31 protein-coding genes are annotated in these 22,268 nt (G+C 34.0%); 2 read left to right on the top strand and 29 right to left on the bottom strand.

Going from position 1 to position 22,268, the window contains the following annotated elements; genetic code table 11:
• Window positions 1-22: 22 nt before the first annotated feature.
• The 19 genes from R2Q59_RS18410 to R2Q59_RS18320 form a co-directional block, all read right to left on the bottom strand.
• Window positions 23-778, bottom strand: coding sequence for a hypothetical protein (locus R2Q59_RS18410; RefSeq protein ID WP_316771552.1), 756 nt, complete (start codon window positions 776-778; stop codon window positions 23-25).
• Window positions 779-782: 4 nt separating this feature from the next.
• Window positions 783-1,004, bottom strand: coding sequence for a VF530 family protein (locus tag R2Q59_RS18405; RefSeq protein WP_316771551.1), 222 nt, complete (start codon window positions 1,002-1,004; stop codon window positions 783-785).
• Between the two features lie 65 nt (window positions 1,005-1,069).
• Entirely contained in the window at window positions 1,070-1,438 is a 369-nt protein-coding gene (locus R2Q59_RS18400; protein ID WP_316771550.1) for a response regulator transcription factor, read from the bottom strand.
• A 120-nt stretch (window positions 1,439-1,558) separates the two neighbouring features.
• A complete protein-coding gene (locus R2Q59_RS18395) occupies window positions 1,559-2,200 on the bottom strand; it encodes an OmpA family protein (RefSeq protein WP_316786831.1) in 642 nt (213 codons plus the stop codon).
• Window positions 2,201-2,612: 412 nt separating this feature from the next.
• Window positions 2,613-2,957 (bottom strand): hypothetical protein, encoded by a 345-nt coding sequence (locus R2Q59_RS18390; protein WP_316786830.1) that lies wholly within the window; start codon window positions 2,955-2,957, stop codon window positions 2,613-2,615.
• 127 nt (window positions 2,958-3,084) lie between these two features.
• Window positions 3,085-3,564: a hypothetical protein gene (locus tag R2Q59_RS18385; protein WP_316771544.1), complete on the bottom strand. Its 480-nt coding sequence runs from the start codon at window positions 3,562-3,564 to the stop codon at window positions 3,085-3,087.
• A gap of 10 nt (window positions 3,565-3,574) precedes the next feature.
• Complete coding sequence (locus tag R2Q59_RS18380; RefSeq protein ID WP_316786829.1) at window positions 3,575-4,039, bottom strand: hypothetical protein; 465 nt, start codon at window positions 4,037-4,039, stop codon at window positions 3,575-3,577.
• Window positions 4,040-4,137: 98 nt separating this feature from the next.
• Window positions 4,138-4,788: an Imm26 family immunity protein gene (locus R2Q59_RS18375; RefSeq protein ID WP_316786827.1), complete on the bottom strand. Its 651-nt coding sequence runs from the start codon at window positions 4,786-4,788 to the stop codon at window positions 4,138-4,140.
• Between the two features lie 14 nt (window positions 4,789-4,802).
• Window positions 4,803-5,414 carry a GAD-like domain-containing protein gene (locus R2Q59_RS18370; protein WP_316786825.1) on the bottom strand — a complete coding sequence of 204 codons (612 nt, stop codon included), beginning with the start codon at window positions 5,412-5,414 and terminating at the stop codon, window positions 4,803-4,805.
• Window positions 5,415-5,474: 60 nt separating this feature from the next.
• Window positions 5,475-5,864: a hypothetical protein gene (locus R2Q59_RS18365; protein WP_316786823.1), complete on the bottom strand. Its 390-nt coding sequence runs from the start codon at window positions 5,862-5,864 to the stop codon at window positions 5,475-5,477.
• A gap of 40 nt (window positions 5,865-5,904) precedes the next feature.
• A complete protein-coding gene (locus tag R2Q59_RS18360) occupies window positions 5,905-6,309 on the bottom strand; it encodes a hypothetical protein (RefSeq protein WP_316786820.1) in 405 nt (134 codons plus the stop codon).
• A gap of 142 nt (window positions 6,310-6,451) precedes the next feature.
• Window positions 6,452-6,979, bottom strand: coding sequence for a hypothetical protein (locus tag R2Q59_RS18355; RefSeq protein WP_316786817.1), 528 nt, complete (start codon window positions 6,977-6,979; stop codon window positions 6,452-6,454).
• Between the two features lie 10 nt (window positions 6,980-6,989).
• Window positions 6,990-7,643 carry a hypothetical protein gene (locus R2Q59_RS18350; RefSeq protein ID WP_316786815.1) on the bottom strand — a complete coding sequence of 218 codons (654 nt, stop codon included), beginning with the start codon at window positions 7,641-7,643 and terminating at the stop codon, window positions 6,990-6,992.
• Window positions 7,644-7,682: 39 nt separating this feature from the next.
• Window positions 7,683-8,000, bottom strand: a complete 318-nt coding sequence (locus R2Q59_RS18345) for a hypothetical protein (protein ID WP_316771529.1) — start codon at window positions 7,998-8,000, stop codon at window positions 7,683-7,685.
• Window positions 8,000-8,449, bottom strand: coding sequence for a hypothetical protein (locus R2Q59_RS18340; protein WP_316771527.1), 450 nt, complete (start codon window positions 8,447-8,449; stop codon window positions 8,000-8,002). The genes R2Q59_RS18345 and R2Q59_RS18340 overlap by 1 nt, the downstream gene beginning before the upstream one ends.
• 405 nt (window positions 8,450-8,854) lie before the next feature.
• A complete protein-coding gene (locus R2Q59_RS18335) occupies window positions 8,855-9,370 on the bottom strand; it encodes a hypothetical protein (protein ID WP_316786813.1) in 516 nt (171 codons plus the stop codon).
• An 8-nt stretch (window positions 9,371-9,378) separates the two neighbouring features.
• Entirely contained in the window at window positions 9,379-10,509 is a 1,131-nt protein-coding gene (locus R2Q59_RS18330) for a hypothetical protein (RefSeq protein WP_316771524.1), read from the bottom strand.
• 271 nt (window positions 10,510-10,780) lie between these two features.
• Window positions 10,781-13,036, bottom strand: a complete 2,256-nt coding sequence (locus tag R2Q59_RS18325) for a M1 family metallopeptidase (RefSeq protein ID WP_316786811.1) — start codon at window positions 13,034-13,036, stop codon at window positions 10,781-10,783.
• Between the two features lie 271 nt (window positions 13,037-13,307).
• Entirely contained in the window at window positions 13,308-14,030 is a 723-nt protein-coding gene (locus tag R2Q59_RS18320; RefSeq protein ID WP_316771522.1) for a hypothetical protein, read from the bottom strand.
• 154 nt (window positions 14,031-14,184) lie between these two features.
• Here R2Q59_RS18320 and R2Q59_RS18315 point away from each other — a divergent pair, with 154 nt between their 5' ends.
• Entirely contained in the window at window positions 14,185-14,484 is a 300-nt protein-coding gene (locus R2Q59_RS18315) for a hypothetical protein (protein WP_316771521.1), read from the top strand.
• 7 nt (window positions 14,485-14,491) lie between these two features.
• On the opposite strand, the gene R2Q59_RS18310 is transcribed toward R2Q59_RS18315, so the two are convergent.
• Window positions 14,492-14,656 carry a hypothetical protein gene (locus tag R2Q59_RS18310; RefSeq protein WP_316771520.1) on the bottom strand — a complete coding sequence of 55 codons (165 nt, stop codon included), beginning with the start codon at window positions 14,654-14,656 and terminating at the stop codon, window positions 14,492-14,494.
• 177 nt (window positions 14,657-14,833) lie between these two features.
• Between R2Q59_RS18310 and R2Q59_RS18305 the strand changes: the two genes are divergently transcribed.
• Window positions 14,834-15,193, top strand: a complete 360-nt coding sequence (locus R2Q59_RS18305; protein ID WP_316771519.1) for a response regulator transcription factor — start codon at window positions 14,834-14,836, stop codon at window positions 15,191-15,193.
• Between the two features lie 94 nt (window positions 15,194-15,287).
• Here R2Q59_RS18305 and R2Q59_RS18300 read toward each other — a convergent pair whose 3' ends face one another.
• The 9 genes from R2Q59_RS18300 to R2Q59_RS18260 all read right to left on the bottom strand — a co-directional run bounded on the left by R2Q59_RS18300 (window position 15,288) and on the right by R2Q59_RS18260 (window position 22,261).
• The gene (locus tag R2Q59_RS18300) at window positions 15,288-16,469 is read right to left on the bottom strand and encodes a GAF domain-containing sensor histidine kinase (protein ID WP_316786809.1); all 1,182 of its coding nucleotides are present in this window, start codon (window positions 16,467-16,469) and stop codon (window positions 15,288-15,290) included.
• A gap of 113 nt (window positions 16,470-16,582) precedes the next feature.
• A complete protein-coding gene (gene xth, locus R2Q59_RS18295; RefSeq protein WP_316786807.1) occupies window positions 16,583-17,356 on the bottom strand; it encodes an exodeoxyribonuclease III in 774 nt (257 codons plus the stop codon).
• 56 nt (window positions 17,357-17,412) lie between these two features.
• Window positions 17,413-19,131: an ATP-binding protein gene (locus R2Q59_RS18290; RefSeq protein ID WP_316786805.1), complete on the bottom strand. Its 1,719-nt coding sequence runs from the start codon at window positions 19,129-19,131 to the stop codon at window positions 17,413-17,415.
• Between the two features lie 10 nt (window positions 19,132-19,141).
• On the bottom strand, window positions 19,142-19,456 hold the full coding sequence (locus tag R2Q59_RS18285; protein WP_316786804.1) for a circadian clock KaiB family protein: 315 nt from the start codon (window positions 19,454-19,456) through the stop codon (window positions 19,142-19,144).
• Between the two features lie 13 nt (window positions 19,457-19,469).
• Window positions 19,470-19,751, bottom strand: a complete 282-nt coding sequence (gene kaiB / locus R2Q59_RS18280) for a circadian clock protein KaiB (protein WP_316771511.1) — start codon at window positions 19,749-19,751, stop codon at window positions 19,470-19,472.
• Between the two features lie 13 nt (window positions 19,752-19,764).
• Window positions 19,765-21,486 carry a circadian clock protein KaiC gene (gene kaiC / locus R2Q59_RS18275; RefSeq protein WP_316786802.1) on the bottom strand — a complete coding sequence of 574 codons (1,722 nt, stop codon included), beginning with the start codon at window positions 21,484-21,486 and terminating at the stop codon, window positions 19,765-19,767.
• Between the two features lie 173 nt (window positions 21,487-21,659).
• Window positions 21,660-21,809: a hypothetical protein gene (locus R2Q59_RS18270; protein ID WP_316786799.1), complete on the bottom strand. Its 150-nt coding sequence runs from the start codon at window positions 21,807-21,809 to the stop codon at window positions 21,660-21,662.
• Between the two features lie 3 nt (window positions 21,810-21,812).
• The gene (locus R2Q59_RS18265) at window positions 21,813-22,100 is read right to left on the bottom strand and encodes a DUF3606 domain-containing protein (RefSeq protein WP_316786797.1); all 288 of its coding nucleotides are present in this window, start codon (window positions 22,098-22,100) and stop codon (window positions 21,813-21,815) included.
• A 2-nt stretch (window positions 22,101-22,102) separates the two neighbouring features.
• Window positions 22,103-22,261 carry a DUF3606 domain-containing protein gene (locus R2Q59_RS18260; RefSeq protein ID WP_316786795.1) on the bottom strand — a complete coding sequence of 53 codons (159 nt, stop codon included), beginning with the start codon at window positions 22,259-22,261 and terminating at the stop codon, window positions 22,103-22,105.
• Between the last annotated feature and the right edge of the window lie 7 nt (window positions 22,262-22,268).

Below are 22,268 nucleotides of genomic sequence, written 5' to 3'. Positions count from 1 at the left end.
AAATTACGGTAAATAAGAAGAGTTATTTAGGACTTTTAAGCCTTGGTAATGTTTTCTGGTCTGGGGGCAATGCCTTAAATCTCTCGTAGGCCTCCAACAAATAAAACTTGAAATCATCAGCATCTGCATTAACTGCAAACTTAACATCTGGACGATAAAGCATTAAAAAAGCATCAAGATCTGGCTGCTTTAGTGGCAATAGACTTGTAACAGTTACAGCATTAAATCTTTTATCAATCTCTTTTTCTACTTGGTCACTTTCAATTAACTTCTTCAGTCGACGGGCATTTTTACCTTCCTTACCAAAAAAGCTAGAAGGATAAAAACGTAACCCTCTACCGGGCGTTAGCAAGACAGGATTTGCCTTATTATAAATATCGGCGTATTGTTTTTTACTATCTACTTGACCAGAAATAGTTACTGTATTTAAGGTATTAGCTAAAGGATGTAGAAATCTTCTAATCTGTTTCAAATCTATAACCAAAGCCGTATCCGCATCGTAACCCGCTAAACGATAAACAATCACGTCGCCAACTTTAGCTTTAATAACAAAATCACCCTTAGCATCGGTTTGTGAAGTTGTGCGCCTTGATGAATTAAGTATCTCAACTTTTTCTAATCCTTTTCTAGTTACCTGATCTAAAACCTGCCCCTTGAATTGGATTTGCGCAGTCGCACTAAATTGAAATAATAGGAAAAATGAAAATATACCAACAACCAGTTTCATAGGCTTAAGGAATGATGTTAAAGTATTTAAATAACTTAATTTAACAGGCAATGTTTTAATGAAATGTATTTAAATACAATTTTTCTACTTTCTTTCTAGCCCAATCTGTTTTGCGTAAAAATTTAAGACTCGATTTTAAGGATGGCTCGTTCTTAAAGCAGGCAATTTTAACCAGATTACCCAATTCTTCCCATCCATAATGAAAAAACAATTGCTTTAGAATAAACTCTAGGGTTAAACCATGTAAAGGGTTGTTCTTTTGTTCTGGAGTTTGCATGCTACAAAGCTAAACATTGAATGGAGATAATCAAAAAAGCAGTATGGGATTGAAAAGAATAAATTTTATAATTCTCTTTCGCTAAATACAAATTCCAATGTGCTAATTACTGTTGCTTGCTGCGACATTTTAGGAAGAAAGGCATCTGCTCCAATTTTGATTAGGTTTTCTACTCTAGGGTCATCATTATCCATATCTGAGAATATAATAATCTTTGTATATTTAATTGCCTGCGCTACAAAACCCTCCAATAATTCGCTCCCAGGCATATTTATATCTAATATTAATAAATCAAATTCAACATCAAATACATCTTCAACCACTTCATGCATGGTACTCGCTTCATAAACCACAGCCTCTGGCCAATGTTTATGTATATACAATTTGAGGGCGAGTCTGTATATTTTTAAATCGTCAGCAATTAAAATATTCATGCTTTCTAAAATTTAATCTCTTGATTATTTGGCTTAATACTTAAGTTTATAGAAGTCATGATGAAGAAGGTCATTAACATCCCTATTTGATTCCCTTCTTCAAACACAACCAATATTTTATTATTGCTTTACAATTGTAAATTCAGTTCTTCTATTTAATTGATGATCTGCTTCAGAACATTTTACACCATTTGTGCATTCATTTACAGGAACACTTTCTCCATATCCCTTGGCTGTAATTCTACTTTTAGCAATTCCCCTATCAATGATATATTGTACTGCAGAGTTTGCCCTACTTTGAGATAGCCACCTGTTATATTGGTCATTACCTCTACTATCTGTATGCGAACCAAGCTCTATCCAAATGGTAGGATTTTCCCTTAAAATAGTTACCAATTTATCTAGCTCTTTTGCGGCATCTGGCCTGATGTTAGATTTATCGAAATCCCAATAATAGATACCTGTACCATTACCAGTCGCTATAGGGTAGACAGTTGTACCTGTAAATCCCATTGCTGTAGTTTTGGTATTATAAACCATCATACCAGCAACTGGCGTGCTTGACGCTGCCAAACTCCAAGTTGTTGTATTAGTTAAGCTAACTCTTGGAAACAATAAACCCTTGTTTGCACTTTCGAGCTCAAGGATAGATCCTTTATTAATCTCTGTTGGATTATCTCCAACCTTTACTTGTGCTTGCACAAATTGCGCAAATGCAACAAGTAAACAGATCAAGGCAATTTTTTTTGTAGAAGTTATCATATTGTAATGTGTTTAATGCGATCCTTTGATTGATAAATGATTATCAATGGGATTTATTCCCATCACACGATAGTCAAAGGATGTACCACCACACAAAAACAAGCTTTTTAACGTTTTTTAGGGGATATGATATAAAGCATATATAATGAACTAGGGCGAAAATTCCACACTATGAGCAATGATAGGTAGAATAAGTATTTAAGATTCTGATAACTCGACGGGAAATTAGACCAACGCATAAACTAGCACAATAAACGAAACTTATTTACACTGTTAATCAAGAAGATGATTAAAGAAAATAGAGTGTGACTTAATTTTTAAGGTGATTAATTTAAAGGCACCCATAGCAAGGGTCTTATACCAATATTTTATATTGGACAAATAGTTTGGCAATTAGTAGCCTGATGATATTTTATATCTCCGTTTCTTTGACAGCCGTAATTTTGAATTTTAATGTGTTCATATATTCACAATCAATTTTGCAAAGCATATTTGCTGAACCATAATTTTCGGTTTGGATGCTGATGTTATTTATTCGTGCACCCAATTCATCTTCTCCATCATCAACCTCACTTATTAATTCAATAACCCATTTATTACAACGATTGCAATGTGTACCAATACTAAACTGCAATTTTATTTTTGGTTTTGCTGGATAAAAAATAGAATAAAGACCTATATAAAGAGAAAATACAGTCTCGGTAAGCTCTACTTTTTCAATAACTGCATCGTGGTAATTGTATTTAAGAATTTGCATAGCATATATTATATGGTTATTGACTACAAGTTTTCAGCATCTGAAAAAACTGAATTGTCTATATATTGGAACTCTTGTTTTATTTTTCCTATTAGCTCAAATATCGAATCTTCGGAACAATTAGTTATTACCAATTCTCTCTTCTTATTCCACTTATACAATTTCCATTAAAAGTCACAAACCACCTTCCATATCCGTCAATATTTTCTAAACTGTCTTTTTTGTTATTCGTTGAAAAATCAAGTTCAAACTCCCATCGATTTGTAACTGTAAAAGAGTTGTCTTTAAAAATTATGCAATGTCCAAAACCAAAGTCCAAAAAACTTTGTTCTTCTTCGTTAAAATACCCTGTCATTTTTGCAAATTTTGTTAATGTGTCTATTGCTTTGTTAAAATAATGATTTAGATTTTCGTTTAAAAATTCAATAAAGTCTGGAAGTTTTGTCCAACTTTCTTCACTAAAATAATGATCAAGATTGATTGAAAATTCAATATGTTCAAAACCACCCAAATTTGAAATTTTAGCGTACCATTCATCTTTGTCCGCTGTTAGCCTAAATGTTATTTCAAAATTTTCCGATTTTATACTTTTGATTATTTCATTCATAATTTGTATTTTATATTTTACTGAATAAGAAAGCAGGATAATGCCTTTCTTTATTTTTATCATTTATTATTTCTATTTCCTGTGTATCAGTTTTTTGTTGTAAAGCCATATAAACATTGTTTGTGGTAATACTATTGCTAAAATTATTTGTGCCACATTTATCAGTTACACAAACTACTAGAAGCGGATATTCTTGCTTAAAAAAATAAAATTGGCTTTCAGAAACTTCATTCGTTGGTAACAAATTAGTTCCCCCTTCTTTTTCAACTATTTCTAAATTAGCATAAACTTTATAGCTTTCGCCTCTGTTAGTTTCAGGAAGAAGTAAGCGTAAATTATTGTCTGCTAAAATGTATATACCTTGTAATTTTCTAATCCATTTTATACCCATATCAGAACCTGTTTCCAATGTATATATATTGTTTAAACCAAGTGTTAGACGATTGTTGTTGGGACCTTCTTTTTGATTAATCAAATAGCTTCCAAACAATTGATACAGCTCATTAGAAAAAGCGCCAAAATTCGTAGTTGGATAAACTGATTATATTAATTCAGTGAATTGTTTCATTGGTTTTATTTATAAAATCTCCCTAAATCAAAACCATATTTAAGTGCCAAATCGTAATAACTTATGTTTGGGTCTTCTCCTATTGATTGATATATTTCTGCTCTTTTCTCCGGTAAACTTCTTAAATCTGAAAACCTGAAATAATTATCCATTATATCTTGCTTATCTACTATCAGATCTCTTCTGCCCGAAAAATCTAAGGTGGCCAATTGTATATAATACATTTTGCCTGAGGTTGGAAACACTTTAATACTGTCATAAGCATACGCTGTAGAGAGATTGGTCTTTATGGCTAATTCGCCAACAGTGAAAAAACAGGTATTTTCTACATTTTTTAAAGTTTCGGGAAAAGATACTTTTGTTGGATTAACAGGGACATTGCCAATGACTGTGATACTTTGTTTTAATAATTCTTTTTTTGGAATAAATACAGCATCTATCGCTACATCATATTTATCAATTTTAGGTTCATTAGCAATATGTTTATACGTTTCAATTAAAACACTGTTGCTGTGCCAATCCAAATAATTTGATGTTTCTGTACTGTTTTTATATTGTTGCTGTACATCAAACAATATTCTTCCGAAATAATAATTTGATGATTGCTCAATTTGAATGGCGAAAATATCGCCTGCCTTAAATGTTTTGTTTTTCATACGTTTTTTTCTAATCAATCTGTCAAATCTATTATCTTACCTACTGCCATACCAATGATATTGAGGTAGGACTTAGTATCAACTATTTTTAAATTTTTACTGCTTTTGCTTCCTCCCAATGCTAAGGCAGGAGTATAACCATAACATTGGCTATATTGTAATTTTGACATTTTATTTTTTATTTCTAAAAAGGGTTTAGCATTAAAATAGCTTTTATCTGATATTCCATACTCATCGCCTAAAACCCTATTTAATACAAAATCCATCTTACCTAATACCATACTACTACAATTTCTTACGTTTACCAGCTTTACCCTGTTTCCTTCATCAGGGGCAATTGTCCAATTTTCATTGCCTTCCCATAATAATAAATCTCCTAAAGCTGTTATTGCCCAAACTATAGAAGGCTCTAATAACTTATCAATATATTGAAATACAAAATCGTATTCGTTAGGGTTTACCAATTGAAGAAAACTATCTTCAAATATGCCAAAACCCATATTTTCCCAGATATGAATTAATTCTTCGGGCAGTATATTTTTATATTTATTGATGATAGCTATCGAAACATCTTCCTGCTTCAGATAATTATCCTTATTTCTTTCTTCAAAGGTTAATGCTCTCATTTTTAAATGCTTTTATTGTATCTGTTATTATTTGTCTTATGCGGTTATAAATTTCTGTTGCTATACTCTTTTTAATGCTACTATTTTCTCTTTTAAACGTAGCAAGGGTTGCCAATTTTCATCTACATCATCGCCCCACCAGTTGAAACTAAATTTATTCCAAAGACTATAAACACTCAGTTCAAAAAAAGTTCCGTCAACTCCCATTGCTGGTTTAGGTGGCACAGAAAGGTCAATGCCTTTTAGTAATTGAAGCAATTCATTCTTTAATTGAATGTTCAATTCAATTTTTTGGTCTGCATATTCAAAAAACAAACAACCTTGCTTTTTTTCTATCAACCGCATTAAGTCATTTGCTCCAAAACTTGGTCTGATTTCTAGTTGTATGCAAAAAAAAGCTGTTTCATCTTTTGCAAATAAATTTTGAGGTTGGTTCATCCAGTTTGTCATATTTGTCGTTTATTTTTTAAATAGGCTATCAAAGCTTTCCTCATTTTATTTCATTTAAAATGTCAATAATATGTTTGTCGGTTATGCTACCATCAGCAAGCAGGCAAAATTCAATGCAATAATCTAATGGGAATAGTAAATCATTATCTTCATTTTCTTGTAGTGGTTTTTTGATGCTGCTGAGTAGAACTTTTATCGCATTATAGTTTGCATTTTGATAGTCGCCGATTTCATTTAGCTTATTGTACAATTCTGCAATGTCCTTATCTATTATAGGGTAGCCTGATTTTGCAGATTTGAATATTTCCTTGGTCTGGCTGTCGAACAAATGTTCAACTAAACCACATAATTTTAACATCACAAGTCGTACTTGTTGCTCATTCCCAAATTCTAATTTTCCCTCACGGTCTAGTTGGTCTAATAGGTCTTGATATTTATAAGTCATTCTTTAGTTTTGGAGGGTGTAAAATATCTTGGAGCTTTGGGTTTTGGCAAAAAATCGAAGCATTCTGCTCGTTTTACTAACATTATCCGTACTTCGATTTTTCACCTTTTAAAGCATCTTCAGCGATTATACAGGATAGTGTTTAATTTTCGTTTGTTAAGGCATCAATAATTCTTTCTGCAAAGCATACGATAACTTCATCTTTATGCTTCGTAAAATCTTCAAACAGTTGTTTATCATTTGCTAATTTTTCACGTAGTTGTAATTCCCAAGGTTCTCTTAGGGCATTGCTGAAGGTTGGGCTGGAACAATATGCAAATCCCTGAAAAATATCCAGCAGTTCTACTTTCAATAAATCATCCAGCTCTAACAACCCGATTTTTAAAATATCATAAGACGGTAAGGAAGCCGAAGAAATAAAAGCGTGTTGATGACATAACGAACACCACAATTGATGGGTTGCATCCATCGCTATTTCCATATCCTTACAAAAAAGGTTTTTAAGGTAAAACGGAGTTGTTTTTTCTGCATTTCCGTAAGCCGTTTCAAATGTTGACCAATTGATGTTGTCGATTTGCTTTGTAATAGCAACGGGAATTTCTGTTAAACATAATTTTGGGGTATGAAAATCTACCGTTTTTTTCTTTTTGAAAAAGTTAAATATCGACATTGTTGAATTTTTACTGTATTAATTGATATCCTCTTTTTATAATGACGCTTTCGATTTCCTGCCACAATTCCCCGTCTTTATTTAGTGTGATGATATGGCAATTTGGTGTCATAAACTTTGAGGTAACCTTTATTTCATCTTCTTCCTCTGCTAAATCGACCATAAATTGATGTGCCAAAATCATTTTTTGATAATTATTGTAAAAAATCCAAGTTGCTTCGTCTCTATGGTGGTTAAGATAGATGCCTGTTAAAAATTCTATTCTTTGGTTTTTTGCCAATGCAATTGTTCCGAAAGGAGGCTTAAATAAGGGAATAAATAATTCTGTTTCTTTATCATATTCAATTGCTTTTAGGTAATCACAAATATTACCGGAGATAAATGTCAGTGTGATTTTCTGTTCAAATTCGTTGGTTGCTGTTGTTACATTTAAATCATCCGTCAAATTGGTTTCACTAAAAAATACGGTACATATCTTAGCAAGATTATCTGCCTTTGCTTTTTCCCATAAATCATTTAGGGCATAAGTAAATGTTTGGAGAACCGAATGACTAGAATTGAATGTTCCGCCGTAATGATTAAGTATAAATCCAAAAAGCCGATAGAAACTAGCGGGATATTTTGATAATTTCCATAATTGCTCTTCTTCTGAAATATCTATCATTATTTTTTTGATAAAATTTGTTGTGCTTATATTTTGTATTCAATTGATTTTAAAGACAGCTTCCAAATCCTGAGCATAACTTTCCAGTATTTCCTGCTCAGCTATCAAATGTGTTTTCAAACTTCTTAACCAAATGGAGAACTCTTTAAAATGTATGTAGTTATCACTTTTCACCTCAAAAATACCTCCCCCAATATGAGAAGTATCTAATTGGTTAAGTAGAAAAAAGAAATCATTTTTATCTGTTATAATTTGCTTCGGCTGTAATTGTTGCAATATTTTCATCAAGTCCAACTCTTGGTTGATATCCATTATAGTTGGATGATTTTTATATAGTGCAATGATGTCTTGTATCATTATCTCCAAAGTTTTTCATAGTGTTCAACATCTTTCTTTAATACTTTTTCAACTTTATAATTTTCTGCAATAATGTCGAAGTAGTTGTCGTGCCCCTTGCAATGAAAGTGCCTGTAATTTTTATCTTTCCATTTTGTCCAATTGTTATAATGCCTGGTCCTAACCTGTATCATTTCATCCAGCCAACAAGAATTTTCTACCACGCAGATTGATGATTTATATTTCCAGTCTTCAATAGGGAAAATATCATAATATTCAATGTCCAAAGATTTTACAGCCCAAGCATTCTCAAAAATTATTTTGCCGATGTAATTAGCATAAGTAGGTTTATTATCTTCCCAGCAATCAAAGTATACATGGCAATCATCTCTTGATTTTTCTAACATCAGGTCTCCTTGTGGGTCTGCCCAAATCGGTAATTCAATTTCTGTTAAATATTGTGCTTTCATTTCGAAATAAATAAAGTAGAAAAGCTATCCACACCTCTTTGAAGCTGAATTTCTTTTATCTTCCAGCCATTGTTTTTCAATTGTAATTTCCAAAGACCAACAGGTATCAAATTACGGATGGCTTGTGTGTAAATGTGTTTTTCTGTCTGTGTGATTTCAACCGTTTTTTCAATTTCCTTGATGTGTTTAATTTTATCAACTCATAAATATGATTTATGTAAGGGTGAAACTTAAATGCGGTATAAAAATGGATGATTGCCAAAGCCAGTTGTTCTTTATTAACAGTGTTCTCTTTTTTCATTAGCATTTTTGCCGACGTAATAAAGTTTAGTACCACCTCTTCTGGCTTTGTAAAATCGGTCTTCCTATTGATGATTTGTTCTTCCATTTCTAAAAACCTAAAATTTAATATTGGGTTAAAATCTTAGAACCAGGCCTGCAAATTGAAGGCAGATAAACCTCCTTGGTTAATTTATCAATCAGTTTGCTGATGCTGCCATCTGTAGCTTTTTCTATTAAAAATGTTTTTTGAGAAGCTGATTTGTCTGCTTTGAAGATTAAAGTATTCCCAACTATTTTTACACTTCCAGATACATCAACCAACTTAGATTGGATGAGTATATCCTTGTTTGGTTTTCTATCATTGAGCGATAGCCATTCTTTCATAGAAATATTATGCTTAAAATAATTGGTAATGGTGGTCAGCAATGCTTTTCCCTTAAATGTGTAACCAAGTAGATGAGAGGACAATCTAGGAAATGTAACACTGTCTTTGGTTACATCCTCTTCTACATAGTGATGAAAACAAGTTGATTTTACTTGCTTTATTTTTTTGGCACTTTTTGTTTGTGCATTTACCGCTTCTATAAAGAAAGTAAAGACTAAAAAAGCTATAAAGTATCTTTTAACAGAATGGTTCATCTTTTTTATTAGCTATATTTTTTTAACAGGTATGCTTGTCCATCACATCTAACAACGATGTAGTTTTTGAAGAAATCAAATTCTGGTTCCCTGTAATTTTTACCAAGTTTATTTGTTATAAATTCTTCTAGTAATTCGAGGTTATCATTTTTTATATGATAAAGTCTAAAACCTTGTTGTTTCTCTTCGTTATTAAAAGAAGTGGGTTCCAGAAGAAAAGCTTCCTTCCCATTTTTAAAAAGCCATCCATCCTGACCTGTAATATTTCTTTGGGGTACTTCTTTTAATGTGAGATAATTATTGCGATGGAAAAACACATACCCACCATAAGTAGCTATACTTTCTGTATGGTTAATAGCTAAAAAATTGCCAATAAACGGCACTGTTGTAGAAACGATAGTCTTATCTATTGGCTCGGCTTCAGCATTTAGCTCCTTGATAAAAATAGAATTCAAGTTTGGGTTCTGTGGAAAATAACCTGTTCCAGCCTGTTTATTTTTCACTCCTGGTACAAAGAGCAAACTATCATTAAGCATCATCATTCCCTTTATTCTACTTTCAATTTCAGCGTTGTGATAAATTTGTTCAATTACCTTGTCTGCTATACTGTACTTGTAAATTGCCCTGTCAGCATAAAAAATAACTTCCTTTTCTGTTACTACAATTTCTTTTCTATTGAGCGCCCCATAGGTAGATTTCTCTTTTTCTTCTTTCAACACGATAATGCTCAAATCATCAAGGTCTATTTCAATAATCCGTCCCGTGGTATTGGGGCCTTTTTTACTTCTTTCGTTAAGGTACACCTTGTTGTTTTTATGAACCACTGAGCAAGCCACAGTGAATTTTAAAAGCTCTTTAAAATGACCTGTTTCCTTGTCAATCTCAAACAATGAATTTTCATTGCATGCATAAAGCTTTTGCTGGTAAGAAATAAGCTCGAAGAGGATTGGCTTATTTACATTTATTTCCCATTCCCTAGCTTGAGTATCAATATTTGTACACCAGACATTTCCTTTCCAATCGGTTAAAATCAATTTATTTTCATCGAAAAAAGAAGAGCAGATGACGGTTTTTCCCTTGCTTATATTTAAGATTTCAAAGTATGGATTTTTGTTATTTTTTTGTTCGAGGTTAATCATTAGTTATTTGGTTAAAATGTGTTTACTTATTAGCAAAAACATAAAATGATATTTTCAATTTTAATACCAAAGCCAAAACAAGCATTCTACATCCATTTAGCTGATGAGAAATAATTCCTTAGGTCGAAATTTCCACACTATGAGTAAACAAAGGTCGGTCCAATACGGGATTCCTATTGAAGAACAGAAAAGACCAAATGCTGTTTACAAAAAAGGTCCTACAGACATAATCTGCAGGACCTTTTTACGGTTTAAAACTTCGTAAGTGAAGTTACTTATCTTTTGTAAAAACAAAATCTTGTCCTTGTGCAGACAATGTCATTTCGTTTTTAGCAGCGTTAAAAGTAAACTCTAAATTTCCTTGCTCAAATACAAAAGTTGTACCCGAAGAGAATTTTAAGGCAAAAGCAGGTTGTGTACCTAACTGAGCCATTAAACCACCATTCGCTTTAGTAATGGCAATTTTAATTGGCGCTTCCGGATTTGAGTAATTACCTACAAAGACATCCAAATTAGCTGGAGGTGTTGTAGCAGCAGCTGAGGCACCATCCGCATTCCATGTATTGTTATCAGGGTTCCCATCAGGTAAAACTTTATCAGGGTCGATTAAAACGCCTGTAATTTCTTCTGTTGTTGGGTAACGAACCGACCAAGTAGTGTTTTTCATCCAAACATCTACAGGAACTTTTACGATGTCTTTTTTACCGCTTTTAGTAGTGATTTGTAAAATGATAGGCATTGGTAATTTCTCCAAATTTTTAACTTGGATGGTGTAAGCTTCAATTTTACCATCTTTCATTACAGCTTTTACATTACCTAAACCTTGGTCGCTTTTCCAATTGTTTAAGAACCAACCTCTCCAGAACCAAGCTAAATCTTCTCCTGCCCCATTTTCCATAGAACGGAAAAAGTCTGTAGGTGTTGGATGTTTAAATGCCCAGTTTTTAATGTATTGTCTAAAAGCGTAATCAAAACGGTCTTTTCCTAAAATCTGATCACGTAGGATATTTAATCCCCATCCTGGTTTACTGTATAAATTGATACCGATGTTAGCTTCCTGCATTCCATCTGGCATTAACATGATGTTTTCAAAACGTGAATTACCAATGTTGTTTTTACCAATGGCATTCATGTTAGTTGGACGAGCTGGCTTGTATTCTCCCTTGTTAAATTCTGCTTGAGAAATACCATTGATAAAGGTATTAAAACCTTCGTCCATCCATCCGTATTTACGCTCGTTAGAACCCACAATCATTGGGAACCAAGTATGGCCAAATTCGTGATCAATTACACCCCAAGCACCACTTTTTTTGGCAGTCCAGCCACAAAACACAATACCTGGATATTCCATACCACCAATATTGGTGGCTACGTTAACAGCCATAGGGTATGGATATTCGTACCACATTTTCGAATAATGCTCAATTGTAGTTTTTACATATTCTACACCTCTACCATAAGCATCCATTCCATCACTTTCAACCGGATGTGCATCAACTGCCAAAGATTTTTTTCCGCTAGGTAAATTGATACGAGCAGCATCTAATATAAATGATTTTGATGAAGCCCAAGCAGCATCACGAGCATTGGTAATTTTAAATTTCCAGGTTAGCTTGGCACCTGCAGGACGAGATTTAGGATCTAAAACCTCTGCAGCAGAGCGGATGTGTACTGTTGCATTACTTAATTTTGCTGCATTCCATCTTTTCAATTGTTCTGCAGTAAATACTTCTTGTGGATTTAATAATTCTCCTGAACCCATTACAATATGGTTTGCCGGAGCTGTAATAGCGAAGTTGATATCGCCATATTCGCAATAGAATTCGCCACCACCCCAATAAGGTAAGGTATTCCATCCAATTACATCATCATACACACACATACGTGGGAACCATTGTGCAATTGCGTAGATTTCTCCATTCTTGGTAGTCAAATGACCTGTTCTGTCAGAACCTTCTTTAGGAACTACGTAAGAATAATTCATTTTAACGGTAACCACATCGCCGTTGGCTGCCATAGGTTGATCTAAACGGATTTGCATACGTGTATCTTCTACCAATGAAGTAAATTTAACTGGCGCTGCTTTTTGTGAAACAGTAATACCATCAATTTTATAACCACCATCAAATTTTTCGCCTTGCGCACCATAACGACTACGTGAAGGTGTTACTTGGTAACCACGAGAAGTTTCCTTAAAAGTATTTTGGTCTAACTGCAACCATAAATAAGGTAACTTATCTGGACTGTTGTTTTTATAGGTGATGGTGATGGTACCACTCACCATATTTTTTGCGGTATCTAAGTTGGCCGTGATGTTATAATCAACTCTGTTTTGCCAATATTTAGCACCTGGAGCACCACTAGCTGAGCGATACTCGTTTCCATTTTGGGTATAGAATAATGGTCCGAAAGCATCAGACGGAACATAGTTTGTAGCTGGGGGTGTTGTAGTTTGTGCAAAGCTAGTTAAGCTACACATACCAAGCACCACAGCCATTAAAAATTGTTTGGTTGTAATTTTAAGCATGTTTGTTTATTTTGTGATAAAGGTAAATGGTAATTGAATAATTTCAAATAAATGAGCAATATTGTTACTAGCTGTTCACTAGTTCATTAGTATCATTGGTTGATGAAGAAATTGCTGGATTGTTGAATTGCTTTATTGTTAGTTGTGGAGTAATAAAGGTGTTGAGAGGATTTAAACATATTAATTAACCAATCTTCCAATTACCCAACTATTTGTCTCTACAAATCACGCCTTATCGACTCAACAACTCCACCTCTCCCCAACTCAACAACTAATTCCCCTTTAACTTTGGCAATGGCGGTAATTTCCTTTGATCTACTGGTAATTTAAGCCAAGCTCTGTAAGCAGTAGCGATATAATAAGAATAATTGAAAGGCTTTTCTGCTTTAACTTGATCCACTGTTGGCCTGTAAAGTGATAAAAAATCTTTTACATCTGGACCTTCAAACTTAAGTAGTTCTTTTACAGCTTCGGCATTAAAGTTTTTTGTTATTTCTTGTTGGATACGATCATTTTCTTCCAACTCCTGAATTTTAAGATTTTCCTTACGCCATTTACCATAACCTAAGTTTAGTCTCAGTCCGCCCCTTTCCTTACTGTAATCTAATTGTTTAACTGGCGGCTTGTTGTCAGGATTCCCCAAACCACTTAACATCGGAGACACCTTAACACCATTGATATCAACTGTTTTTAGATCATTAACCGCTATCCTTAGATAAATATTCTTAGGAAAAAGATTTGTTAGGTAAACTGTATCTGTCTGAAATCCCGCCATCCCAAAGGAAACCAGATCACCTATTTTTGCTGTAATGGCAAAGTGACCATCTTTATCTGCTAAGGTAAAGGCCTTAGTTGTTAAGTTTTTTATGGCAGCACCTTCTATGCTTGTTGCCCTATTATCATTGTCATAAATATTTCCTGTTAAGAAATTCTGTGCCAGTAATTGAAATGGGGCAAGTACCAACAATAGTAAGATTATTCTTTTAACCATCATCAAATTTAAATCTCTTTTACCTTAAGCTTTGGCTTTTAACAAAATTTAACAATAATAAGACTCTCCTTTTATTACAACCTAATACAATTTTAGTTTTTAGAAATTAATTTTTAAACAAGTAGTCAGTAATTTTGTTAGCCTTTAAAATGAGAATATGGAACCCTTTAATATTAAAATTAGTGATATTGGAAAAGAAATTACATTAACCATTTTACCACAGGATGATGAATATAAGATCATTTATTTTGGAGGAATTGTTGGTGGCCTAAAGCAAGAAAATAATGAACTTCACTTTATAAAACCTGAAGATATTATACCTGGTAGCTTGCCATTGTATAAATATAAACAAGCAGATTCTACCGCAGCAGAAGAGGAATTAAAATTAACAAATAACGTTCTGGAAGCCATTAAAACCGAAGTGCAAAAAACATTAAGTAATTTACTTGACCATTAATTTAATGTTATTTTTCTTCAGCTTTCTTTTCTTGATCACTGTTCTGATCGGGTATTTGAATTTTATCAGTTGGTTGCTTTGGCCTACTTCTGTTTCCATGACCACTAGATTGAATTGAACTACCATAACCTACAGGTTTGTCATCTTGATTGATTTTATCTTGTTTTCCCATCACATTAAAAATTATTTATTGTTCATTTTAGCTAACTAACAATTGACAAATCTTCAGGTTTCAAAAAACATTAATTATAACTACTCTTTTTTGGTTTATGATAATCAAAACAATAAGGCGCTTAACTAGTTAGTTTAGTAGAATTTGCCCAGAACAAATGGCAATTAAAATACATAGATGAAAAAGTGCATATATATTTTAGAGGATAATGATGATATCAGAGAATTAATTTCTTTTCTATTAACAGAAGAAAATTACGATGTGAAGAGCTATCCTACCGTTAAATCCTTCCAAAATAAAATGCTGTATTCACATCCAGATATGGTGATATTAGATGTGATGTTAACTGATGGCAATGGAATTGATGTTTGTGATGAACTTAAGGGAAATACAAGAACCAATGACATTCCTATATTAATGATGTCTGCACATAGTCATGGACACGACATTAAGCAAAAATGTGATGTAGATGATTTCATTAGCAAACCCTTTGATATTGATGATTTTGTAAAAAGAGTTGGTACTTATTTGCATTAAATAGTTCATTGGTCATTGGTTCATTGGTTCATTGGTTAGTTTGCATAACCCAGAACATTCCTTATCATTAAATTTCTGATTTTATAGCGTTAACTCAATTGGCCATTGTAAAAGTAAAGCAAGTTTGCTGTTTAGTAGAATCTACTATAATTTCTCCCTTATGTGCTTTTGCAATTTCTGAGGAGATGTATAAACCTAAACCCAAGCCTTGTTGTCCATTTTTTATACCCCCCCTAGAAAAAGGCTGAAACAATTTCTTCAAAGTTTCATCGGGCATTTTAGTTCCTCGATTGATAATACATAGGTTAAATATCCCATTGGTACTTGAGGCTTTTACTACAACTGGAAAGTTTTTATCTCCATGGGTGAGTGCATTACTCAATAGATTAGAAAATAATTGCGCTATTCGTTTTTCATCAAATGACACTTTTTCTTTTAAGTTAAATTCAACCTCAATATTTCGTTCTGGCCAAATCAATTTCAACTCATTAATTACTTGATTGAGCACTTCGTCTATGGGTTCATTTTCACTTAAATTAAGGGTAATGCCACCACCTAACCTTCCTCTTGCAAAATCAAGGACATTCTCGATAAGTCCGTTTATTCTATAAGAAGAGTTTTGAATAATTTGAGCTAATCTTTTGGTTTTTTCATCGGATGCTATTTTTAGCAAAAGCTGAGCTGCATTTAAAGAAGCCCCCACTGGATTACGTAAATCGTGCCCCAGTATAGCAATGAACTGCTCCCTTAATTCGGCAGTTTCTTGTTCTTCCATCAGTTTTAATTCACTTTCCTCTAATTGATTTTTTGCATCCAGATGAAAAGCTATTAATTCTGCAAATAGTTTAAACATACCAATGGTTTGCGGCGTATTTAATATGTTAGGTTTAGGGTCTATGGCGCAAACTGTTCCAAAGAAAGTACCATCCCTTAGCATAATTGGCATAGAGATATAACTTTGAAAGCCATACATTAAAGGTGTATGATGATTTGCAAACTGCTCATCAACCGACACATGATCTATAACTACAACTTTATGATGCTGACGAATTTCATTACAAATGGTTGTTTCAATTTGTAACTCGCCGCCTGGTTTTAAGCCAAAGGTGATGTTGTCATTAACCGAACAAGCAATCCATTTATCTTCAGTAACCCTTGCCACTGCAGCAAAGCCCATTCCAGTAGATTTGCAAATAACTTCTAATATGTTGGCTACAGATGGTATCGCATTTACTGCTGCTACATCTTTAGCAAAGTTTGCTGAGAGCGTATTCACGGCATTAATTTTTGGGATGAAATTATATTTAAACCTAAAGAAAAAAAATTAACTGAATAGCTATAAAATATTCCTTTTGGTTGTGTAGGTTAAGGCCATAAATTTGCGTTATTCTAATTCGCTATTTCTATCCAAACAGGGCAATGATCACTTGTTTTTTCCCATCCACGCACATGACGATCTACCGCAGCAGCTTTTAACAAATCTTTTACTTGTGGACTTAATAAAAAATGATCTATCCTTAAACCGGCATCACGTCCGTAAGCATTGCGAAAATAATCGTAAAAGGTATAGATTTTTTGATCGGGATAAAGTGTGCGAATGGCATCTGTCCATCCTTGGTCTACCAAGTTTTTAAATGCCTGACGAACTTCCGGTCTAAATAAAGCGTCTTCTACCCAACGTTCGGGCTTATAAACATCCAACTCTGTTGGCATTACATTATAATCGCCTATTAAAATAACGGGCAAGTTATAGGATAATAATTTTTGTGCATGATCTGTTAATCGTTGAAACCAACGCATTTTATAATCGAACTTTGGACCAGGGGCAGGATTTCCATTAGGCAAGTACAAACAGCCAATTACAATTCCGCCCACCTCGGCTTCTATATACCTGCTGTGCAAATCATCCTCTTCACCAGCTAAGCCTCTGCGTGTTTCTTTGATTTCTAAATTACGAGCTAAAATTGCCACACCATTCCAGCTTTTTTGTCCGTGCCAAATAGCATTGTAGCCTGCATCATTAATGGCTTGCAAAGGGAATTTTTCATCTGGTGCTTTCAGCTCTTGTAAACAAACAACATCTGGTTGCGTTTCTGCTAACCAGCGAAGTAAAACAGGCAATCGGCCATTTACACCGTTAACATTATAGGTAGCTATTTTCATTGTTGATTGATTTAAGACAGGCAAATATCGTGATAAAATATTAGCCCCTATTAATCCTATTCAATTGGCAGTGTAAACCAAAAAGAACTTCCTTTACCAAATTCACTAATGGCACCAATTTCGCCATTGTGTTTTTTAATGATTTCTGCTGAGATGTATAACCCTAATCCAAGGCCAGAATATTGGGCCCCTCCATCATCTACACGATAATAACGTTCAAAGAGATGAGGTAACTTATCAGGATGAATACCTGGCCCATCATCAGTTACTGTTACTTTAGCAATATTGTTCTCCTTTTCTAACAGAATTTCTATTAATGTAGCATTAGGGGCATACTTAATGGAGTTATTGATAAAGTTAACAATTACTTGCTCTATTCGATTGGGATCTCCATTAACCACTAAATCTAAATCGCCATTTATTCTTAATTTAGACTTAAAGTTTTCATTTATGCTAGACAGGCATTCTTTTATCAAATCTGTTAGCTTAAACAACTGTGTCTTTAAGTGCATTTGTCCTGAGGTAACTTTACTTGCATTTAAAAGTTCTTCTATAAGGTTACTTACCTTGGTCATGCTCCTATTTGCTTGCGCTATTAGTTTTGGCAAATGTGAACTTGGATTATCCTTAATTCTATCTAATAGTTGAAGTGCTGCCTTTAAACTTGTAATTGGCGTTTTTAGCTCATGGCTTGCCACGCTAATAAAATCATCCTTTTGCTGAATTGCTTTTCGTCTATGGGTAACATCAACAAAGGTTCCAATACCTCCTGTTAATTTTTTAGCTTCATCATAAATTGGGACAGCATTTACGGATAAATAAACTAACTCCTTGCCTTCTGCTTGCAAAGCGATTTCAAAATCATATACTGCTTTTCCTGTTTGCATGGCCAAGTAAATAGGGTGCTCTTCTATGGCTAAAGGTTCTCCATCCAATTTGTAGGTTTCCCATTTCATGTTATGGTATCCTCCTAGGCTATATTCATTTCCCCTTACGCCTAAAAAATCCTGAGCCATTTTGTTGGCATAAGTCATTTTATGATTCACATCAACAATCATTACCCCTTCGGCCATTGTTTCTAAAACCCTGCTTAATTGTTGTTGACTTTTATACAATTCTTGAGTTCTGGCTTTTACGGAAGCTTCTAAATTGGTGTTTAACTGTGAAGCTAACTGTTCAGAAATCAGCAGTTCTTCATTCTTTTTAAGCAATAATCTTTGCGTTAGCTTTTGCTCGCTGAGGTCAGTTAAAATAACACTCAAAGAAACGCCTTCATCCAAATTTAATGTTTTAAGAGAGAGCAAAACGGGTATTTCTCCATTGTTACCTTTTAACCTTAACTCGGCCTTGGTAACAATATCCTGCCATGCGCCGTCTACCAATTCCTTGCACAAAGGAACATCCGACTCCATGAAATATTTATAGAAAGGTTGCCCAATTACTTTTTCAAGCGGTTGGTTTATTAAAGTAGCAAATTGGGAATTGCTATAGAGTATGGTGCCAGCTTTATTAATGGTAATTGCACCTTGTATCATCTGCTCAATAAAGATGCGATAGGTTTGGTCGGCACTTTTTAGCGTATAAACCTGATGCCCATCTGCACCATTTATAACCAAAGCATCTACTTCACCCGTTCTTATAGCGTCTAAAGTATCGTTCGCTTCTTCCAGTTGATCGGTTAAACTAGACAATGCTTTACGCTGTTGCCTATCTTGAAGTCTTAACCTTTCAAGCTCAGCTAATAATTCCTCTTGTGTTTTTGGATCCTCTGTCATACTCTTTCAATTACGCTAATCCTAAACCTTTAAGCACTTTTGCCTTATCAGACATATCGCCAACTAATCTTTTTATTGGCAATGGTAATTTTTTGATTAACAAAGGCACTGCAAAAATATTTTCTTCTTTTACCAATAAGGGTTGTTGATGGATATCTACGATTTCCAAGTCATACCTATCTCTTAGATGTTCATCTAAAATAGCTTGCAAATTACCAATTGCTCTTATAGATATGGATGAAGCCCCAGCTACAAATAACCGAAGGCTGTATCTTTCATCAGCTGCAATACCCCAATCTTGCAGTGAGCTGCCTTCTGTATTCATTTGTTTATATTTATTATAATTTAGGTCTGATATCTAAACCCACTAAAACTTTCTCCTGATTAGAAAGATCGCCAATGATTTTTCTAACGGGTTCTGGTACTTTTTTAACCAATGTTGGTATGGCTAAAATTTGGTCGCCCTCTGCCAACTGAGGTTTTTCTAACAAATCGATTACCTCAATCTCGTATTCTCCCTTCAAATGCTCTTCACAATACTGTTTTAAGTTATTTAAAGCGGTAACTGATTTAAGCGTTTTCCCAGCTACATATAATCTCAATTCATATTTCTTACTCACAAGCTTATCCTTTCTATTTAACATCTTTATTTCCAGATCGCAGGTCCGTCATTTGTTGGCGTGTTTTGTTCATTACACCACGTTTGATTTCGTCCTCGATATAGATCTTATTCAATTCTTCTTCCGCCGATTCAAATTCTGTTTTTAGACTTTCAATCTTAGCTTCTAACAATTTACGCTTCCTTAATACTTCGCGATCTTTTCTACCTACCGCATTTGTATGTAAAACTTGTCCAGTTTCTTCCAGCAGCATTTGCGATTCCCTTGCCGAACCTGTTAAAATTCCCTCCGGACCAATATATACATCCACTAAACTTAAGCCATCATTGGTAATTACAAATTCTCTAATCTGATTAGAGTGTTGCATTCCACGAGCTTTCATCACATACAAACCTCTGTTTCTCTCTCCATTCATTTCAATGTCCTTAATGCAAATCCATGAATCAACCAAAGAAGAAACACCATCGTCTGTTAAATCATTTATTACGGTATTTAATGTTAATGCCGTAAACATAACCGTGATCTGGTTTTCTTGCAAAAAGTCTATCATTCTTACCAACATAGATTTAACTTCACTAAAACTACCTATGGTAATTAAATTGGTTATGGGATCTAATACAACCACATTAGGTTTAAATTGCTGTATAGCCTTATGTATAGCCACTAAATGCATCTCTAAACCATACATAGTGGGTCTAGAGGCATAGAATTTTAGCAAACCTTTATCAACATGCTTTTGCAAATCCATACCAATAGATTTCATGTTTCTAATGATTTGCGCTGGCGATTCCTCAAAGGCGAAATACAGACACTTTTCTCCTCGTTTACAAGCTGCATCTGCAAAACTAACCGCGATACTTGTTTTACCTGTACCGGCGGTACCAGAAGTTAAAATGCTACTGCCTTTATAAAAACCTCCTGTAGGAAACATTTTATCTAATGAAGGAATACCTGAATTAATAATGTCTTTTGAAACTGGCTTATCTAACTTTAAAGAGGTTACAGGTAATACTGATATACCATCCCCATCAATTAAAAAAGGATATTCATTGGTGCCATGTAAGGAACCACGATATTTAACAATTCTTAACCTACGGGTTGAGATTTGATTAACCACACGATGATCTAAAAGAATGACACAATCAGAAACATACTCTTCCAAACCTTGTCTGGTTAGCGTTTTTTCTCCACTTTCTCCTGTAACAATAGCGGTAACCCCTTTGTCTTTTAAAAACTGAAATAACCTGCGCAATTCTGCCCTTAAAATACCTTCATTTGTTAAGCCAGAGAATAAATTTTCTACTGTATCTAAAACTACTCTTTTTGCGCCAATAGAGTCAATGGCATAGCCTAAACGGATGAATAGTCCTTGTAGGTCATATTCCCCAGTTTCTTGTATTTCACTTTTATCCACGTGGATATAATCGATACGCAGTTTCTTTTCATCTTGTAGTTTCTTTAGGTCAAACCCTAAAGAAGTTACATTTAAGGCTAATTCCTCTGCTTTTTCTTCAAAAGCAATAAAAACACCTGGTTCATTATATTCCTCAATACCTTTAACCAGAAACTCAAGTGAAAATAAGGTTTTACCACAACCTGCGCCGCCGCAAATTAGCGTAGGTCTTCCTTTTGGAAAGCCTCCCAGCGTAATTTCATCTAAACCATTAATTCCAGTTGGGGTTTTGAGAAACGTTAAATTATTTGCCACTTCAGCAGTAGCCTTTTTCTTTGGCATATTACTTTGTTTATTCTATTATACTTTGATTACGTTAATGAAGTTCAAATACAGCACCTCTTTAAAATTATTTTACTAGAACAAATTATTTGCCACAATGTTTGAAACACCTTTTGGGAATGATAAAATTGTTATTAAAATAAAGAAAGAATTGCAAAGGAGAACAGGATATTTTATTTGCTATTTAACCAAGTTTTGGCCAATTCTACGTCAGAAACATTGATTTTCTTGGCAACTATCACCTCCAATTCTTTTAAAGTTTTCCCTTTAAATCTTCTATTCAAAATGCCTGCGAAAACGGTTAAATCTGGTAACTCTGCCATCACTTAAATACTTAAATATTTCTTGATGTCTCTTACAGCATTTCCATTGAGCACAATGGCAGCTTTTAAATCTGCCACGCTAATTTGAAATTCATTGGCCCAATGAAATAGGTCAGCCGCATCTTCAGCATTGATTAGCCGATGTTCAGTTTGGTCATCAAAGGGTTCCCAGGTATCTTCATCACTTTCTATTTCATGCTTTTGATTGCCATCTGCGCCAGCAAAACTAAGCGTATGCTGTAAATCTTGGTTAGGATCATTAGTAGGTGAAGGATTTTGGCTCGTTTCCATCTTTATTTTTTTAAAAATAACTTAACTGCATAAACAGACTTTCCAACTGTTAACACGGCTTTTTTTAGTCTTTCTGTACTCACTTGCAGTTCTGCAGCCCAGTCCCAAAGCTCGTATGGTTTCTCAATGTTAATTTGTGGTTCGTTAATTTTTTGATTCATCTTATGG

The organism is Pedobacter frigiditerrae (assembly GCF_032678705.1).
Taxonomy (GTDB): domain Bacteria; phylum Bacteroidota; class Bacteroidia; order Sphingobacteriales; family Sphingobacteriaceae; genus Pedobacter; species Pedobacter frigiditerrae_A.
Note: the sequence above shows the minus strand (reverse complement) of the source record. Positions and strands in the feature narration are given on the sequence as shown.

Bases quoted from the DNA above. Each gene is read 5' to 3' on its own strand.
- R2Q59_RS18405 (WP_316771551.1), bottom strand. From the start codon at position 1,004: ATGCAAACTCCAGAACAAAAGAACAACCCTTTACATGGTTTAACCCTA.
- R2Q59_RS18400 (WP_316771550.1), bottom strand. From the start codon at position 1,438: ATGAATATTTTAATTGCTGACGATTTAAAAATATACAGACTCGCCCTC.
- R2Q59_RS18395 (WP_316786831.1), bottom strand. From the start codon at position 2,200: ATGATAACTTCTACAAAAAAAATTGCCTTGATCTGTTTACTTGTTGCA.
- R2Q59_RS18390 (WP_316786830.1), bottom strand. From the start codon at position 2,957: ATGCAAATTCTTAAATACAATTACCACGATGCAGTTATTGAAAAAGTA.
- R2Q59_RS18385 (WP_316771544.1), bottom strand. From the start codon at position 3,564: ATGAATGAAATAATCAAAAGTATAAAATCGGAAAATTTTGAAATAACA.
- R2Q59_RS18375 (WP_316786827.1), bottom strand. From the start codon at position 4,788: ATGAAAAACAAAACATTTAAGGCAGGCGATATTTTCGCCATTCAAATT.
- R2Q59_RS18370 (WP_316786825.1), bottom strand. From the start codon at position 5,414: ATGAGAGCATTAACCTTTGAAGAAAGAAATAAGGATAATTATCTGAAG.
- R2Q59_RS18365 (WP_316786823.1), bottom strand. From the start codon at position 5,864: ATGACAAACTGGATGAACCAACCTCAAAATTTATTTGCAAAAGATGAA.
- R2Q59_RS18360 (WP_316786820.1), bottom strand. From the start codon at position 6,309: ATGACTTATAAATATCAAGACCTATTAGACCAACTAGACCGTGAGGGA.
- R2Q59_RS18355 (WP_316786817.1), bottom strand. From the start codon at position 6,979: ATGTCGATATTTAACTTTTTCAAAAAGAAAAAAACGGTAGATTTTCAT.
- R2Q59_RS18350 (WP_316786815.1), bottom strand. From the start codon at position 7,643: ATGATAGATATTTCAGAAGAAGAGCAATTATGGAAATTATCAAAATAT.
- R2Q59_RS18345 (WP_316771529.1), bottom strand. From the start codon at position 8,000: ATGATACAAGACATCATTGCACTATATAAAAATCATCCAACTATAATG.
- R2Q59_RS18340 (WP_316771527.1), bottom strand. From the start codon at position 8,449: ATGAAAGCACAATATTTAACAGAAATTGAATTACCGATTTGGGCAGAC.
- R2Q59_RS18335 (WP_316786813.1), bottom strand. From the start codon at position 9,370: ATGAACCATTCTGTTAAAAGATACTTTATAGCTTTTTTAGTCTTTACT.
- R2Q59_RS18330 (WP_316771524.1), bottom strand. From the start codon at position 10,509: ATGATTAACCTCGAACAAAAAAATAACAAAAATCCATACTTTGAAATC.
- R2Q59_RS18325 (WP_316786811.1), bottom strand. From the start codon at position 13,036: ATGCTTAAAATTACAACCAAACAATTTTTAATGGCTGTGGTGCTTGGT.
- R2Q59_RS18320 (WP_316771522.1), bottom strand. From the start codon at position 14,030: ATGATGGTTAAAAGAATAATCTTACTATTGTTGGTACTTGCCCCATTT.
- R2Q59_RS18315 (WP_316771521.1), top strand. From the start codon at position 14,185: ATGGAACCCTTTAATATTAAAATTAGTGATATTGGAAAAGAAATTACA.
- R2Q59_RS18310 (WP_316771520.1), bottom strand. From the start codon at position 14,656: ATGGGAAAACAAGATAAAATCAATCAAGATGACAAACCTGTAGGTTAT.
- R2Q59_RS18305 (WP_316771519.1), top strand. From the start codon at position 14,834: ATGAAAAAGTGCATATATATTTTAGAGGATAATGATGATATCAGAGAA.
- xth (WP_316786807.1), bottom strand. From the start codon at position 17,356: ATGAAAATAGCTACCTATAATGTTAACGGTGTAAATGGCCGATTGCCT.
- R2Q59_RS18290 (WP_316786805.1), bottom strand. From the start codon at position 19,131: ATGACAGAGGATCCAAAAACACAAGAGGAATTATTAGCTGAGCTTGAA.
- R2Q59_RS18285 (WP_316786804.1), bottom strand. From the start codon at position 19,456: ATGAATACAGAAGGCAGCTCACTGCAAGATTGGGGTATTGCAGCTGAT.
- kaiC (WP_316786802.1), bottom strand. From the start codon at position 21,486: ATGCCAAAGAAAAAGGCTACTGCTGAAGTGGCAAATAATTTAACGTTT.
- R2Q59_RS18270 (WP_316786799.1), bottom strand. From the start codon at position 21,809: ATGGCAGAGTTACCAGATTTAACCGTTTTCGCAGGCATTTTGAATAGA.
- R2Q59_RS18265 (WP_316786797.1), bottom strand. From the start codon at position 22,100: ATGGAAACGAGCCAAAATCCTTCACCTACTAATGATCCTAACCAAGAT.
- R2Q59_RS18260 (WP_316786795.1), bottom strand. From the start codon at position 22,261: ATGAATCAAAAAATTAACGAACCACAAATTAACATTGAGAAACCATAC.